11 protein-coding genes are annotated in these 15,462 nt (G+C 67.8%); 5 read left to right on the forward strand and 6 right to left on the reverse strand.

The annotated features are described in order from the left end of the window. Positions 1–51: 51 nt before the first annotated feature. Positions 52–1,839 (reverse strand): ABC transporter permease subunit, encoded by a 1,788-nt coding sequence (locus CVV76_RS14180; protein WP_102225321.1) that lies wholly within the window; start codon positions 1,837–1,839, stop codon positions 52–54. After that, entirely contained in the window at positions 1,836–2,981 is a 1,146-nt protein-coding gene (locus CVV76_RS14185) for an ABC transporter ATP-binding protein (RefSeq protein WP_102225431.1), read from the reverse strand. The genes CVV76_RS14180 and CVV76_RS14185 overlap by 4 nt, the downstream gene beginning before the upstream one ends. 314 nt (positions 2,982–3,295) lie before the next feature. On the opposite strand from CVV76_RS14185, the gene CVV76_RS14190 reads away from it, so the two are divergent. Further along, positions 3,296–3,868: a peroxidase-related enzyme gene (locus CVV76_RS14190; protein ID WP_102225322.1), complete on the forward strand. Its 573-nt coding sequence runs from the start codon at positions 3,296–3,298 to the stop codon at positions 3,866–3,868. A 96-nt stretch (positions 3,869–3,964) separates the two neighbouring features. Here CVV76_RS14190 and CVV76_RS14195 read toward each other — a convergent pair whose 3' ends face one another. Genes CVV76_RS14195 through CVV76_RS14205 form a run of 3 tightly spaced genes read right to left on the reverse strand, consistent with a single transcriptional unit; the run spans position 3,965 to position 8,858 of the window. Further along, a complete protein-coding gene (locus CVV76_RS14195; RefSeq protein ID WP_102225323.1) occupies positions 3,965–5,086 on the reverse strand; it encodes an ABC transporter permease in 1,122 nt (373 codons plus the stop codon). A 1-nt stretch (position 5,087) separates the two neighbouring features. Beyond that, positions 5,088–7,826, reverse strand: a complete 2,739-nt coding sequence (gene rbbA, locus CVV76_RS14200) for a ribosome-associated ATPase/putative transporter RbbA (RefSeq protein ID WP_102225324.1) — start codon at positions 7,824–7,826, stop codon at positions 5,088–5,090. Between the two features lie 6 nt (positions 7,827–7,832). Further along, positions 7,833–8,858, reverse strand: coding sequence for an HlyD family secretion protein (locus CVV76_RS14205; RefSeq protein ID WP_233192936.1), 1,026 nt, complete (start codon positions 8,856–8,858; stop codon positions 7,833–7,835). Between the two features lie 402 nt (positions 8,859–9,260). Between CVV76_RS14205 and CVV76_RS14210 the strand changes: the two genes are divergently transcribed. From CVV76_RS14210 to CVV76_RS14220, 3 genes are all read left to right on the forward strand, one after another. Next, positions 9,261–10,454, forward strand: coding sequence for an MFS transporter (locus CVV76_RS14210; RefSeq protein ID WP_102225325.1), 1,194 nt, complete (start codon positions 9,261–9,263; stop codon positions 10,452–10,454). Then, on the forward strand, positions 10,451–11,449 hold the full coding sequence (locus CVV76_RS14215) for a GlxA family transcriptional regulator (protein ID WP_102225326.1): 999 nt from the start codon (positions 10,451–10,453) through the stop codon (positions 11,447–11,449). Before CVV76_RS14210 ends, CVV76_RS14215 begins: the two co-directional genes overlap by 4 nt. Before the next feature lie 128 nt (positions 11,450–11,577). Next, positions 11,578–12,798, forward strand: coding sequence for a M20/M25/M40 family metallo-hydrolase (locus tag CVV76_RS14220; protein ID WP_102225327.1), 1,221 nt, complete (start codon positions 11,578–11,580; stop codon positions 12,796–12,798). A 168-nt stretch (positions 12,799–12,966) separates the two neighbouring features. On the opposite strand, the gene CVV76_RS14225 is transcribed toward CVV76_RS14220, so the two are convergent. Then, a complete protein-coding gene (locus CVV76_RS14225; RefSeq protein WP_146010295.1) occupies positions 12,967–13,311 on the reverse strand; it encodes a DUF4440 domain-containing protein in 345 nt (114 codons plus the stop codon). Between the two features lie 302 nt (positions 13,312–13,613). On the opposite strand from CVV76_RS14225, the gene CVV76_RS14230 reads away from it, so the two are divergent. After that, positions 13,614–15,401: a M14 family metallopeptidase gene (locus CVV76_RS14230; protein WP_102225329.1), complete on the forward strand. Its 1,788-nt coding sequence runs from the start codon at positions 13,614–13,616 to the stop codon at positions 15,399–15,401. The last annotated feature ends 61 nt before the right edge of the window (positions 15,402–15,462 follow it).

Raw genomic sequence — 15,462 nt, forward strand, 5'->3', positions numbered from 1 at the left:
CTGTCTCTCCTCCTCCGTTGATCTTGTGGCCCTGCGCGTCCTCCAACACGCTCAGGCCGCCTTGCCGCGCATCAGCACCGGCCGGGCGATGAAGATGCCCGCGATCACCAGCAGCACCTCGAGCGTCGAGACGACGGCAAGGATCGGGCTGATCTCGTAGTTCACATCGGCCCAGAGCCTGAGCGGCAGGGTCTTGAGTTCGGGGCTGGTCAGGAACAGCGTCAGGATCAGCTCGTCGAACGAATGCAGAAAGGCGAAGAACGCCGCCGCCGCCATGCCCGGGGCGATCGCCGGCAGCGTCACCTTCAGGAACACCGTGGCGACCGGTGCGCCATGCACCGCCGCCGCCTGTTCCAGCCGCCGGTCGACGCCCTGAAGCGCGGCGGCTATGATGACGATGACGATCGGCATGCCGCAGATCGCATGCGCCGCGGCCAGCCCCACCAGCGATCCCACCAGGTCGAGATGCAGGAACACGCTGTAAAGCGACAGGCCCAGCACCACGGGCGGTACGATGATCGGGCTGACGAGGAACAGCATCACGGCCGACTTCGCCCGGAACCGCCCCCTTACCACCCCGATCGAGGCCATGGTGCCCAGCGTCACCGAGATCACCGCCGAGATGCAGGCGATCTTCACCGAATTGACGAAGGCGCCCATCCATTGCGAGTCGGAAAAGAACTCCTCGTACCATCGCAGCGAAAAGCCGGGCGGCGGGAAGGTCAGGTAACTTGCCTTGCTGAACGAGATGATCATCACCACGATGATCGGCGCGATCAGGGTGACGATCACGAACCCGCCGAGCAGCCGAACCGTCCAGGTACCGGAGGCCGCAGGCAGCCGCCCCAGCAGCCGCAGAGCGGGCCAGCCCAGCCGGTTTGCCGCCGCCCCCGAGGCCAGACCGCTTACCGAAAAGCGCCGACGCGGCCGGGCCGCGGGACCGTGGGCGCCATCGTTCAGCGCGCCGCCGCCCCAGATGAATTCGAACCCTAGGAACTTGCCCGCGATGCCCACCACCAGCAGGGTGATCACCAGAAGCACCACCCCCAGCGCCTGGAGGAAGCCATCACCCGTGGGCGATTCCGCCTGTTGCGCGATGTGCATGGCGAACATCTGGTCGCCGGGCCCGCCCAGCAGGGTCGGCGTGATGAAGAAGCCGATCGAGGTGACGAAGACCAGCAGGAACCCCGCGCCGATCCCCGGAAGGGTCAGCGGCAGCGTCACCCGCCAGAACAGCGCGATCGGCCCTGCCCCGGTGGCGAGGCCCGCACGGTTCAGGTTCGGATCCAGACGGCTGAGGCTGGAATAAATGCTCAGCACCATCATCGGCAGCAGCACGGTCGAGATCCCGAGCAGGACCGAGCCGCGGTTGAACAGAAGCTGCGCCGGCTCGTCCAGCGCGCCCAGCCACATCAGCACCTTGTTGATCGGGCCGTTGCGGCTGAGCAGCACCATCCAGGCGTAGGTGCGGATCAGGATCGAGATGAAATAGGGCAGGATGATCGCCGCCCCGATCAGCACCTTGGTCATCCCCTGCGTCCGATGCATCAAAAGCGCGATCGGGTAGCCAAAGAACAGGCACAGGAAGCCCACGGTGAACGAGATGCGGATCGTCCGGATCAGCGCATCCGAGTAGAGCGAGACCGAGAACACCCGCTCGAAATACCCCCAGACGGTGGGGCCGCTCAGGCTGACCTCGATGAGGTCGATCAGCGGGGTGATGTACATGAAGGCCAGGAACAGCACCGCCGGCGCCAGCAGCACCGCCGGGTTCGACAGGTGCCGCAGGACGCCCGGTGCCGGGCGGCGCCTGCGGGCCGCGGGGTCGGCAAGGCTCATGACAGCACCCAGCAATCGTCGGCGCCCCAGCCGGCCCAGAGCGTGTCGCCCACCGATGGCAGCCGCGCGCACGAGGTGTCGGCGCAGCGGATCAGCAGGTGTTCGCCTGCCTCGGAAACCGCTTCGATCCGCTGGATCTCGCCCAAGAACAGGGCCGAGGTGACGCGCACGGGCAGCCCATCGGCCACCGGCTGGGCGCTGAGCGCGACACGCTCGGGCCGCAGGAGCGCGGTCGCCCGGCCCGCGCTCGCCCCATGTCTGGCGCGGCCGTGGAAGACATGGCCCGATGCGCTGCGCAGGGTCAGCGTCTCGCCCCGCCGCTCGAGGATCTCGGCCTCGATCAGGTTCGATTCCCCCACGAAGGAGGCCACGAACCTGTTCACCGGATGACGGTAAAGCTCCATCGGTTCGGCGATCTGCACCAGCTTGCCGCCGTCGAGCACGGCGATCCGGTCCGACATCGTCAGCGCCTCGCCCTGGTCGTGGGTGACGAACAGGATGGTGCTGCCCAGCGTCTGGTGCAGCTCGCGGATCTCGATCTGGATCTGCTCGCGCAGGCGGCGATCCAGCGCGCTCAGCGGCTCGTCCATCAGCACCACCTTGGGGCGCATGACGATCGCCCGGGCGATGGCGACACGCTGCTGCTGACCGCCGCTCATCTGCGTCGGCAGCTTCGCCGCCTGCTCGCCCAGCCGCATGATCTCCAGCGTCTCGGCAACGCGGCGCTCGGCGGTCGACTGGTCCATCCCCGCCATCCGCAGGGGAAACGCCACGTTCTGCGCCACCGTCATGTTGGGAAAGAGCGCGTAGCTCTGGAACACCATGCCAAAGCCGCGCCGGTGGGTCGGCACATGGTGGATCGGGCGGCCATCGACGAGGATCTCGCCCTCGTCGAGGCCATAGAACCCCGCCAGCATGTTCAACAGGGTCGTCTTGCCGCTGCCCGACGGCCCGAGCAGCGTGATGAACTCTCCCGGCTGCACGTCGAGCGAGATGTCCTCGAGCGCATGGAAGCCGCCGAAATACTTGCCGACACTGCGCAACCGAAGGCTCGACCCGATGGCGTCCCGGTCGACCGCAGCCCCCGATCCGGGCGCCGCGCGACCGACCGGGGTGCCCCGCTCGTCCGTGGACGATGGCATCCGCATCTCTCTCATTCTGTCCTCCCTTGCTATTCTATATTTCAGAACAGCATTCCATAATGCTGAAACCCTGACAGCTTTGTGTCAACACATTTCCGCGCGGCACAGTGACGGGCAGCCCGCGGCATCGTGGTTGACAGGGGGCAGAGACTGGCCCTATCTTCGATTTTTGGAATATAGTTCCATTATTTAGAACATCAGGCCTGTCCGTTCAGATACCGCAGACCGTGAGGCGAAAAGACGGGCAGGATGGCCCGGATCGCAGAGGAAACGGAGCGGCGACTCAGCCAGGACGCCCCCAACGGAGACCCGACATGACCACGCCCGAGATTTCCCGCTTCCCGGTTCCCAAGCTGGCGGATCTGCCCGAAGACATCCGCGCGCGGATCCTCGCCGTCGAGGAAAAGTCCGGGTTCATCCCCAACGTCTTCCTGACCCTTGCCCACCGGCCGGAGGAGTTCCGCGCCTTCTTTGCCTATCACGACGCGCTGATGGACAAGCCGGGAGACCTGACCAAGGCCGAGCGCGAGATGATCGTGGTCGCGACCAGTGCCGCGAACCAGTGCCAGTATTGCGTGATCGCGCATGGTGCGATCCTGAGGGTCCGGGCGAAGAACCCGCTGATCGCCGACCAGATCGCGGCGAACTACCGCAAGGCAGACATCACGCCGAGGCAGAAGGCGATGCTGGATTTCGCCATGAAGGTCTCGGCACGCGCCCAGGAGGTCGGCGAGACCGATTTCGGGGCCCTGGCCGAACATGGCTTCAGCCAGGAAGACATCTGGGACATCGCTGCGATTTCGGCGTTCTTCGGCCTGTCTAACCGGCTTGCCAACGTCACAAGCATGCGCCCGAACGACGAATTCTACATGATCGGGCGGCAGTAACCGGGCCTGACGCCGCCGTGGCTCCGGCCCACAGGGCAGGCAGGTCTCCGGCCGGCGCCGAAGCAAGACCCCCCGTGGCAGGGCCGGCGCGCGCCTCTACGCGCTCAGCACCTTGCGGAAACGGATCATCACCAGCGTCAGGGCGACCACCGACATCACCACGATGGCGGCAAGGTCGCCCGCGACCAGGGTCAGGCCCGAGCCTCGGTAAAGCACCGACTGCGCGAAATCGACGAAATGCGGCGCGGGGCTGATGATGCGCATCGTCCATTGCAGCCATCCGGGCATGGATTCGAGCGGCGTCATCCCGCCGGACAGCAGAAACATGATGACGATGACCGGGATCGCCAGAAGCCCGTATTGCCCCATGTTCTGGGTGAAACTCGCCAGCATCAGCCCGATCGACCCCACCGTGATCACATAGAGCGCCGCCCCGAAGATGTAGAGCGCAAGCGAGCCCGCGATCGGCACGCCCATCGCACCCTCAACCACGACGACGAGGCTTGCCACAGACGCGAAGAGGATCACCATCCCCGTCGCCAGGATCTTCGACAGCACGATCTCATGCGGCCGCACGGGCATGACGAGGACATGCTCGATCGTGCCCCGCTCTCGCTCGCGGATCAGCGAGGCGCCCGAGAGGATCAGCATCAGCACCGTGACGTTGTTCATCAGCTGCATGACCGACCCGAACCAGCTTGCGGTCAGGTTGGGGTTGAAGCGGTTTCGGAACACGACATCGACCCGGTCCGTGCTGGCCTCTCCCGGCGACAGGTAATCCGCGGCCGCCTGTGTCAGCGCCTGGGTCAGATAGGTCGCGCCGTTGCCGGCGAAGGCGACTGCCGTCGCATCGGTCATGATCAGGACCGTGCCGCCATGCCCCGCGCGCATGTCGCGTTCGAGCCCCGGAGGGATCGAGACCACCAGGACATATCGGCCGTCGAGCTGAGCCCTGGCCGCGGCCGCGGGACTGAGCAGGACGGGTGGCTCGAACAGCGGCTCCCGGATCGCGTCGATCAGCCGGTGCGAAAGCTGACTGTGATCCTCGTCCACGACGGCGACCGTCAGGTCGTGCACCTCCGTCGAGGCGGCCTGTGACACCAGCCAGACCGCAACCGAGAAGACATAGACGATCAGGACCAGCATCACCTTGTCGCCGCGGATGGCGCGCAGTTCCTTGACGGTCAGCCGGGCGATATTGAGGAGGCTGCGCAGCATCTCAAGCCTCCTGCTTGCGGGTCGCCAGGATGGCGAGCGCGAGGTAGAGCAGGCAGAAGAAGACGAGCATGAGGATGTTCGCCCCCATCTGCCCCAGCCCGAAACCCTTGAGGAAGACGCCGACCGAGATCGGCTGAAACCATGCCCCGGGGAAGGATTCTCCCAGCACCCTGCCGCTTGTCCCCAGGATCGAGACCGGCACAACGAGCCCGGAGAAGTTCACCGTGGGAATGATCGCCAGCACCGCCGTGCCGAAGACCGCCGAGACCTGGGTCCGGGTGAAGGACGACACGAGAAGTCCGAAACCCGTGGTCGCGATGACGTAGAAGACGGCCGCAAGCCCCAGCCCCGCCAGACTTCCGCTGAGCGGCACGTGGAAGACGGCAAACCCCAGCGCCACGAGGATCCAGAAGTCGATCCAGGCCAGGACGACATAGGGGATCTGCTTGCCGATCAGGAACTCTGTCCGCCGCACCGGGGTGGAGCGGAAATTGGCGATCGTCCCGGTCTCCTTTTCGCGCACGACCGAGATGGCCGACATGATCGCCGGGATCAGCATGAGGATCAGCATCAGCATCGAGGGCACCATCGCATAGGCGCTCTTGAACGCCTGATTGTAGAGGAACCGCGTCTGGATGCCGAGCGTGCCCGGCGTGTTCGCGCCGGTCCTGGGCGCCATCTCCTGTGCGAACTGGGTCAGAAGCCCGAGCGCGTAGCCGCGCGCGGTTTCGGCCCTGAACGGCATCGAACCGTCGACCCAGATCGACACTTCGGGCACTGCGTTGCCGCTTTCCAAGGCCTTGCCGAAGCCGTCCGGGATTTCGATCGCCAGCGCCAGGGACCCCGTGCCCATGCGCCTGTCTAGCTGGGCGGGGGAGGCAAAATCGGCCTTGCGGTCGAATTGCGGGATCGAGCTGAAGGCTTCGATCAGGCTGCGGCTCGCCGGGGTGCGGTCCTGATCGTTGACGGCGAAGCTCAGCTTGTTGACGTCGAAAGAAATGCCGAACCCCATCGTCACGAGCAGGATCACGGGGCCGGCAAGGGCAAAGAACATGCGAATGGGATCGCGGAAAAGTTCCAGGGTCTCTCGCCAGCTGTAGGCCCAGAGCCGGGTGATCGCCTGCGCCGCGGGTCCCTTGGGGTCCGCGCCGGTCGTGGTGCCGGTTGCGGCGCCGGGCGTGGTGCCGGTCGTGCGCCCGGCCGCCGCGCCCTCGGCCGGCGCCTCCTCTTCGAGTCGCGCGACAAAGGCCTCTTCCAGCGTGGCGCCGCCACCGCGCGCCGTGATCTCCGCGGGGGATCCCACCTCGAGGACGCGCCCCGCATGCATCAGCGAGATCCGGTCGCAGCGCTCGGCCTCGTTCATGAAATGGGTCGAGATGAAGATCGTCACCCCGTCGTCGCGCGAGAGCGAGATCAGCTTGCGCCAGAAGGCATCGCGTGCCAGCGGATCGACGCCCGAGGTCGGCTCGTCCAGGATCAGGATGCGCGGCCGGTGAAGCACCGCCACGGCAAGCTGCAACCGCTGCCGGATGCCGAGGGGAAGGCTGTCGGGCATCGCCTTCGCGACATCCTCCAGATCGAATTCGCGCAGGATCGCCGCCACCCGCGCGCCCCGTTCGCCCGCGGGGATCGCGTAAAGCTTGGCGTGCAGCTCCAGATTCTGGCGCACCGTCAGCTCGGCATAAAGCGAAAAGCTTTGCGACATGTAGCCGATGTTGTGGCGCACCTTCATGTCCGAGGCTTCCAGCGCCTCGCCGAACAGCTTCGATCGGCCCTCGGTCGGGTCCAGCAGGCCGGTCAGCATCTTCATCGTGGTCGACTTGCCGCAGCCGTTCGAGCCGAGGAAACCGAAGATCTCTCCCTCGGCGATGGTGAAGCTGACGTTGTCGACCGCGGTGAAATCGCCGAACCTCTTGGTCAGCCCCTCGGCCCGGATCGCGGGCAGGGCGTCGGCGCGGCCGGGCGCGCGCGGGCGCAGCTCGACCCCCACCGCCTCGGCGCCGCCGGGCAGCAGGCTCACGAAAGCGTCCTCCAGCGTGGGGCGCCCGGTCTTGGCGCGCAGATCTTCCGGCGCGCCCGAGGCGATCACCTTGCCGTCGTTCATGGCGACGAGCCAGTCGAAGCGCTCGGCCTCCTCCATGTAGGCGGTGGCGACCATCACGCTCATGTCGCCCAGGCTGGCCCGGATCCGGTCGATCAGCTCCCAGAACTGGCGCCGCGACAACGGATCTACCCCGGTCGTGGGTTCGTCGAGGATCAGCAGGTCGGGGTCGTGGATCAGCGCGGAGCAAAGCGAAAGCTTCTGCTTCATCCCGCCCGAAAGCTTGCCCGCGGGCCGGTCGGGAAACGGCGCAAGGCCGGTCGCCTCCAGCAGCATCTCGATCCGGGCGGCCCGCTCGTCCACCTTCTGCCCGAAGAGCCGGCCGAAGAAATCAAGGTTCTCACGCACGCTGAGCGTGGGATAGAGGTTCCGCCCCAGACCCTGCGGCATGTAGGCGATCCGCGCGCCGAGGGCCGAGCGCGCGCGAGCCGAGGCCATGTCGTGGCCCAGCACCGTCACGCGGCCGGTCTGCAGCCGACGCACCCCTGCGACCAGCCCCAGCAGGGTGGACTTGCCCACCCCGTCGGGGCCGATCAGCCCCACCATCCGTCCCGCGGGGATGTCGAGGGTGACATCCTCGAGGGCCAGCGCCCGATCATAGCGGTGCGACAGGTTTTCAAGCCGGGCGACAGTGTCCATCTCCGATCACCCGGGCAGCTTGACCGCCAGATTGGCCGGCCAAGGCGTGCCCGGACGGGTGCGGACGAAGCCGATGCCCCGCACGCCGGACTTGATCTGAGTCTCGAATTTCGCAAGCAGCGTGCGCGGCACCGAAAGCTTCACCCGGAACACCAGTTCCTCGCGCTGCTCGCCGGTCTCGACACTCTTCGGCGTGAACTGGGACTGGGGCGAGACGAAGGTGACGCGGGCCGGGATCACGTAATCGGGAACCGGGTCGAGGATCAGCCGCGCCTCGTCGCCCGCGCTCAGGGTGCCCGCCACCTTGGCCGGCAGGTAGATGTTCATGTAGACGTTCGACAGATCCAGCATCGTCACGATCGGCGTGCCGGCGGCCACCACCTCTCCCGGCTCGTGCAGGCGATAGAGAACCCGGCCGCGGATCGGCGCCTTGATCGTCAGATCGTCGAGCGCGATCTGCACCTGCTGCTGGTCCGCCTCGGCCGCCGCGATCAGGGCGGAGGCATCGCTGATCTGCGCCTTTGCCATCGCGACCGAGGCCCTGGCACCGTTGAGCGCGTTGGTCGCATCGTCCAGGGCGCTTTGCGGCGCGGTCCCGCTGTCGTGCAGCTTGACGGTGCGCCCATAGGTGGTCTGGGTGACCGACAGCGCACTTTCGGCCTGCATCAGCGACGCCTCGGCCACCGCCTTGGCCGCCCGCGCCCGCAGCACCGACGCCTTGGCCGCATTGAGCTTTGCCGTGGCCTCGGCGGTGCCGAGTTGGGCCACCACCTGGCCCGTTGCCAGAAGATCGCCCTCATGGGCCGGCACGCTCTCGATCCGTCCGGCATATTTGGTCGCGACATCAACGGTCTGCACCTCGATCCGGCCGTTGGAACTGTAGACGCCGCTCTGGTCCTTCGCGAGGCCGAGGCGCGTCAGCAGCTCGTCGAACCTGCTTTCCGCCCGGACCGCGGGCGCCTGCCCCAGAACCGCGGTAAGCACCGCGAGCATCAGGAACGGACGGAAGAATGAGCGACTGGCCAGGCGCATGGCAGATAACCTTTTCCGATTTCGGCGTGCCGCCTTGCACGCGAGACGCGACTCGCGGCGTCAAGGGGCCCGGTTTCACACCTGCGAAATTACCGCCGCTTCGGTGCCAGGTTAAAGACATGCCCGTCACCCGCCGCGAATTACTTTGCGGAAAGCGCGGCTTTGCGGCGCGTTGATGAGGGGCTGGGCGCCGTCCGGGCCGGGAAGCTGCGCCCGTGTCGCCCTCCACCCTGTCGCCCGCCACCCTGACCCTCGCGCGGCGAACCCTTTGCCCTGCGTGCCTGCGACAGGATGGCCCGCGACCGAGATTGGCCGGATATGCCGGATCATTGGCCATTCGGCCGCCGCGCAATCTGCCATCCTCTCCCCGTCAAAAGGGGAAGCGAAAGAGGAAGCGACACGATGACAACACGCCCGACCGAAGGCGGGATCACGCGGAACGCGGTGATCCTGCTGCTGTGCAACATGCTCTTCATCTGTTCGATCTCGATCGACCTCGCGCTGACGGGGATCGTGGGCGCAAGGCTGTCGCCCACCCCCGCGCTCGCCACCTTGCCCTTCGCGCTGATCACCGTGGGCACCGCGCTGACGACCTGGGGCGCCTCGGATCTCATGTCGCGCATCGGACGGCGGGCCGGGTTCATGAGCGGGACGGCGATGGGCGCGGCGGGCGGCCTCGTCTCGGTCTGGTCCGTGCTGCACGCGCAGTTCTGGGGGTTCTGCCTCGGCACCATGATGGTCGGGATCTGGCAGGCCTTCTCGCAGTACTACCGCCTTGCCGCGGCCGACAACGTGGCGGATGCAACCAAGCCGCGAATGATCTCGTGGGTTTTGGCCGGCGGGCTGGGCGCCGCCCTCGCGGGGCCCGCACTCGCGAACTGGAGCAGGGGATGGCTGCACGATCCCGACTTTGCCGGCGCCTATCTCGCGGTGGCCGGGCTTGCCGCGATCTCGCTCATCCTGCTGCTGGTCTACAGGGACAGTGCCGATCTGCCGCAGGCCCGCACCGGCACGCCCGTGCCCTTCGCCGCGCTCTTCGCGCGTCCCGACTATCGGGCGGCGCTTGCCAGTTCGGTCGTCAGCGGGGTCGTGATGATGTTCCTGATGACGGCCGCCCCGATCGCGGCGCTGAAGGCGGGCCTCGGGGTCACGGCAAGCACCAGCGTCATCCAGTGGCACCTGCTTGGCATGTACGGGCCCTCGCTCTTCACCGGGATGCTGATCGGGCGGTTCGGGCTCGGCCCCGTGCTGCAGACGGGCATCGCGATCATGGTGGCCTGCGTGGCAATCGCGATCAGCGCCCCGACGGATCTCGGGTTTCATGCGGCCCTGCTGGCGCTCGGCCTCGGCTGGAACTTCATGTTCGTCTCGGGCACCACGCTCCTCGCGCGGTCGCACACGCCGGAGGAGCGCGCCCGCGCCCAGGGCTTTGCCGAGTTCCTGCGCTATACCGGCACCGCCCTCGGCGCCCTGCTGGCGGGTCCGCTTCTGGAAATCTTCGGCTGGGCCACCCTCAACCTTGCGGTTTTGCCTTTGCTCCTGCTGGCTGCCTGGGTCACTCTCGGCTGGCACAAACGGCAGGCGGTGCTCCCGTGACCGATCCAACACGACCGCATCTCATCGTCTTCCTGATCTCGGACGGCGTGAACATGATCGACCTCGGCGGTCCGATGCAGGCCTTTGCAAGCTGCAATGCCGAGACGCGGGAGCGCAGGTACGACATCGTCACCGCCTCGGCGGCGGGCGGGGCCGTCGGCTCCGCGCCCGGGCTGGAGATCCCGACGGTGGGCATCGGAACGCTGGATCCGGACAGTATCGGCACCCTGATCGTGCCAGGCGGCGGCCGCCTCGGTCAGCCGCCGGACGACAGGCGGTCGGTCGCGTGGCTTGCGGCGAACGGCGGCCGGCTGCGCAGGCTCTGTTCCGTCTGCACCGGGGCTTTCCTGCTTGGCGACGCAGGCCTCCTGTCGGGGCGGCGCGCAACCACGCACTGGCGCTGGACCACGGACCTCCAGCGCCGCTGCCCCGATGCGCGGATCGAGCTTGACCCGATCTACATCGAAGACCGCGGGGTCTGGACCTCGGCCGGCGTCAGCTCCGGGATCGACCTCGCCCTGGCGCTGATCGCGCGGGATCAGGGAAGATCCGTCGCCATGGCGGTGGCGCGCACTCTGGTGGTCTACATGACCCGCTCGGGCGGGCAGGCGCAGTTCAGCGTGCCGCTCAGAGCGCAGGCGGCCGATGGCGTCTTTGGCCAGCTTGACGGATGGATCCTGGAAAACCTGACCGCACCGCTCGACGTGCCCACGCTGGCCGCCCGCATGGGCATGTCCGAACGCACCTTCCGCCGCCGCTACCGCGAGGCCACCGGCCGAAGCCCGGGACAGGCGGTGGAGACCTTCCGGCTGGAGGCCGCGTCGCAGGCCCTGAGCAGCGGCGGCCTGTCGATCAAGCAGATCGCGCGCATGGTCGGGTGCGAGACCGAAGGCAACCTGCTGCGGCTCTTTCGCCGCCACTACGGCATCACGCCAAGCGAATTCCGAAAGCGATTTGCCGAGGACGACGAGGTTTCGCTGCGCGCCGCCCAGTAACCGCCCGCGGCGCCCTTCGGCCCACCACTGGCCCGGAACCCGCAACGGCCTTTCCCGCCACGGCGCTTGACGCCGCCCCTGCATCGGCACAAGACCAGCGCTCGGGGAAAGCGGAAAAGGACAGCAAGATGAAGAACGTGGGTGATATCGTCGAAACCACGGCCTTTGCCCGGGCCAAGGCGTTTCTGAAGGCCGATCACCACCATTTCGTGGATGAGATCATCCACCTGACCGAGATCCCCTCGCCCCCTTTCGGTGAGGCCGAGCGTGCCGCCGAATACGCCCGGATGATGCAGGCCGAGGGGCTGGAAGACGTCACCACGGATGCCGAGGGCAACGTCACCGGCCTGCTGCGCGGGCGCAACAACGGCCAGATGGTGGCGGTCTCGGCCCATCTCGACACCGTCTTTCCCGCGGGCACCGACGTGACCGTGCGCCGCGAGGGGACAAAGCTTTTCGCCCCCGGCATCGGCGACGACACCCGCGGGCTTGCCGTGCTGCTGGCCATGGTGCGCGCCATCAAGGCCGCCGGGATCCGGCCCGAGCAGGACATCCTCTTCGTCGGCGACGTGGGCGAAGAGGGCCTGGGCGACCTGCGCGGCATTCGCTACCTGTTCACGCAAAGCGCGCATCGCGACAAGATCGGCGCATTCTTCTCGATCGACGGCAGCGACACGGCGCGGCTGGTGACCGCCGGCGTGGGATCCTATCGCTACCGGGTCAGCTTCACCGGGCCGGGCGGCCACAGCTACGGCAGCTTCGGCACCGTCAACCCGGCCTGGGCGCTGGGGGATTTCCTGGCCGGCATGGCCCGGATCGAGGTGCCCGCCGACCCCAAGACCACCTTCAGCGCCAGCGTCTTCACCGGCGGCAGCTCGATCAACGCGATCCCCGAGGCGGTGCATGTCGACATCGACCTGCGCTCCGCCGCGCCCGCGGAGCTGGACCGGCTCGACGCCGAGGTGCACGCGCTGGCGAAGGCCTCCGTCGCGGCAGAGAACGCGCGCAACGATACCGCGAACGGAGAAATCTCTGTCACCTTCACCCGGCTCGGCAACCGGCCCGCAGGCCAGCCGCTGGCCGACTGCCCGGTGACGGCGGCCTCGCTCGACGCGATCCGCGCCTTCGGGTTCGAGCCCGCGACCGAGATCTCCTCGACCGACGCCAACATCCCGATCAGCCTGGGCATCCCGGCGGTGGCCTTCGGCAACGGCGGCACCAGCGGCCGGGCGCACAGCCTGGACGAATGGATCGACGTCGAAGAGGAACTGTCGCTGCGCGGCCTCTACGCCGCCCTCGCCGCCGTCCTGGGCGTCGCCGGAATGGCAGAGGACCAAAGCGCGAGGTGACGGGCGCGGCCCCCCGCCGGATGGTTGCAGGGAACAGGAAACCGCGCTCAGGCGCCGGCCCCCGAGGCAATCATCTCGACGCGGAAAGCCGCGAGGGCCCCGCCCTGTCGGACGGCAGCCATGGGAACATTGCGGCCATAAGGACAATGGCCCTCTTTCCCGGACGCTTCATGAATCCGGTGTTTGCTGATGAGCCAGCAGCAGCCATTTTTCGTTGTCTCGAACATAGGTGCTGGCACAGAGAGCGACGTAGGGGGCTTCACCATTCCGCCGGCCAGTCGCCTCATAGGCGAGCACCACCGTTTCGCCGAGACAACTCGCGGTTTCGTCCTGAAAATCGACCGAATTCCACCGCGGTGCCTGCCGCAGCGCCTCAACGATCTGTTCGCCTGCAAGTATTCTGACCGGGGACGGGAAAACCATTCTGGCGCCGGGCGCCATCGAGCTTTCATAGAAGTCCGGCCCATCAAGCCAGAATCTCTTTTCCATTTCCCATAGCGTATCATGATCCACGAGATGCGCCCCCTTGCTCGGACTCTATCTGATCTTTTCAGCGTTTGCATGACGGCGTGCTTCGGGCTCCGGGCGGACCGTTCACGAGGGTCTGGTCGGGACGCCTGGCCTACGACACATCCGGTAAGTGGCTTGGGTGAAGGGCGTAGCCCTCCTTTGCCCGTGTCCGGTCCGGCCGGCCCCGGTCCCCCTCGGGATCGACCCGGAAAAATCGCGGGTTTCGCTCTTGTCCCCGACCCGCTGCCGGGTGTTTCCTGCGACCTCGGGGCCGGACCCCGCGCCCCGCACGAACGGACCAGAGATTGACCCTCCTCCTCGACCGCCGCTATCCGCGCAGCCTTGAGACGCTGACCCGCGACATCCTTGCACGCCACGCGGCGGGCGAGAGGTTCGGCCCGGTCGAGGCCTGGCTCTTCGAGGATGCCGCCGCTCGCCGCGCGGCCGAGGCACGGCTGGCCGCCGCAGGCCTTCACGTCCGGATCCGCAGCGCGCTGAAACCCCTCGTCACCTGGGCGATGGAGGATCTGGACCGCGACGGGCTGACCGGCCTCGACATCCGCTACCCCCGTCACGAAGCGGCACCGGAGCGCCGCTTCCTGCTGGAGGCCTGGCCGCTGGCCGAGATCCTGCCCGGCATCGCGGTGCGGTTCCACCCCGGCCCCGAGGGCGACATGCCCGCCTACCGCGCGACCCTCACGCGCCGCGATGGCAGCACCGAGGACCACGTCATCCTTGCCCCGAACCGCCTTCACCCCGACACTACGGGCGAGACGGCCCTGTCGCCCACCGGCTGGCTGCGCGTGACCGGGCCGGACGGGCAACCGGTCGAGGATCGCGCCCTGACCACCGAGGTGGAGACCCTCCTTGCCGACGGGATCGCGGCCCTGGCCGATCACCCCTGGCCCGCCGAAACCCCGCATTTCGAACGCCTCTCGATCCGGGCCGACCTGCCCCAGGCCGAGACGCCCCTGCCCCACGGGTCAGAGGTGATCAGCCTGCAGGAGGCCCTGCACGAGGAATTCTACTTCGCCACGATCGAGCTGTTGCAACGCCGGGCAGGCCTGGCCCCGGGCGACCGCAGCCATCGCCCCGGCCAGATCGCCCCAGACATCCGCCGCGGGCCCGAGGCCCGGCTGACCATCTCGCTGGAACCGCTGGACGCCTCCGATACGGCCGGCCCCGCACAGGCGCTCGGCACCGCCGGGCGCGCGCTGACGCCCGCGCAGGTCGGCGCCGAGCTTGCGGCGATCACCGGTGCCCCCTTCGGCGCCACGTCCCGCGCGGGGCGGCCTGTCGCGGGGCGCTACCGTGCGGGCCGCGATCCGGCGGTGATCCTCAGCGCCGGGCAGCATGCAAACGAGACCTCGGGCGTGGTCGGCATCCTGCGCGCGGCAAAGATCCTCGACGCAGCGCCCGACAGCCACTTTGCCCTGATCCCGGTGAAGAACCCCGACGGCTATGCCCAGCACCGCGCGCTTACCGCGCAGAACCCCTTTCACATGCACCACGCCGCCCGCTACACCGCGCTCGGCGACGACCTGATGGCGCGCAGCGAGCCGCTTTTCGAACGCGCCGCCATGGCCGAGGCGCAGCGCCTCTCGGGGGCCGATCTGCACATCAACCTGCATGGCTATCCGGCGCATGAATGGATACGGCCGTGGTCGGGCTACCTGCCGCGCGGGTTCGCGGCCTGGACCATTCCGAAGGGGTTCTTCCTGATCCTGCGCCACCGCGCCGACTGGCGGGCGCAAGCCGAGGCGTTCCTTGACGCCACCATCGCGCGGCTCGCGGCCCTGCCCGCGCTGATGGCGTTCAACCGCGCCCAGATCGCGGCCTGCGAGACCTATGCCGGCCCCGGCGGCTTTCGCATGGTGAACGGCTTTCCCTGTCTCGTCTCCGCCGAGGCGGATGCCCCCGCGGGCACCATGCCCCTCCCCGCGATGACCCTGATTACCGAGTTTCCCGACGAGACCATCGAAGGCGACGATTTCCGATTTGCCCATGACATGCAGACCGAGGCCACGCTGGCCGCCTATTCCGCCTACCGGGCAATGGCGGCGCAGCCCTTCCCCGGGGCGCGGGCGATCTAGGCCCGGCCGCACGAGACCGCGCCGGGCGAAAGGCACGAACAGACAACCGGGCGCCCGGCCG

The sequence above is a fragment of the Acidimangrovimonas sediminis genome, assembly GCF_002871005.1.
Taxonomy (GTDB): Bacteria; Pseudomonadota; Alphaproteobacteria; order Rhodobacterales; family Rhodobacteraceae; genus Acidimangrovimonas; species Acidimangrovimonas sediminis.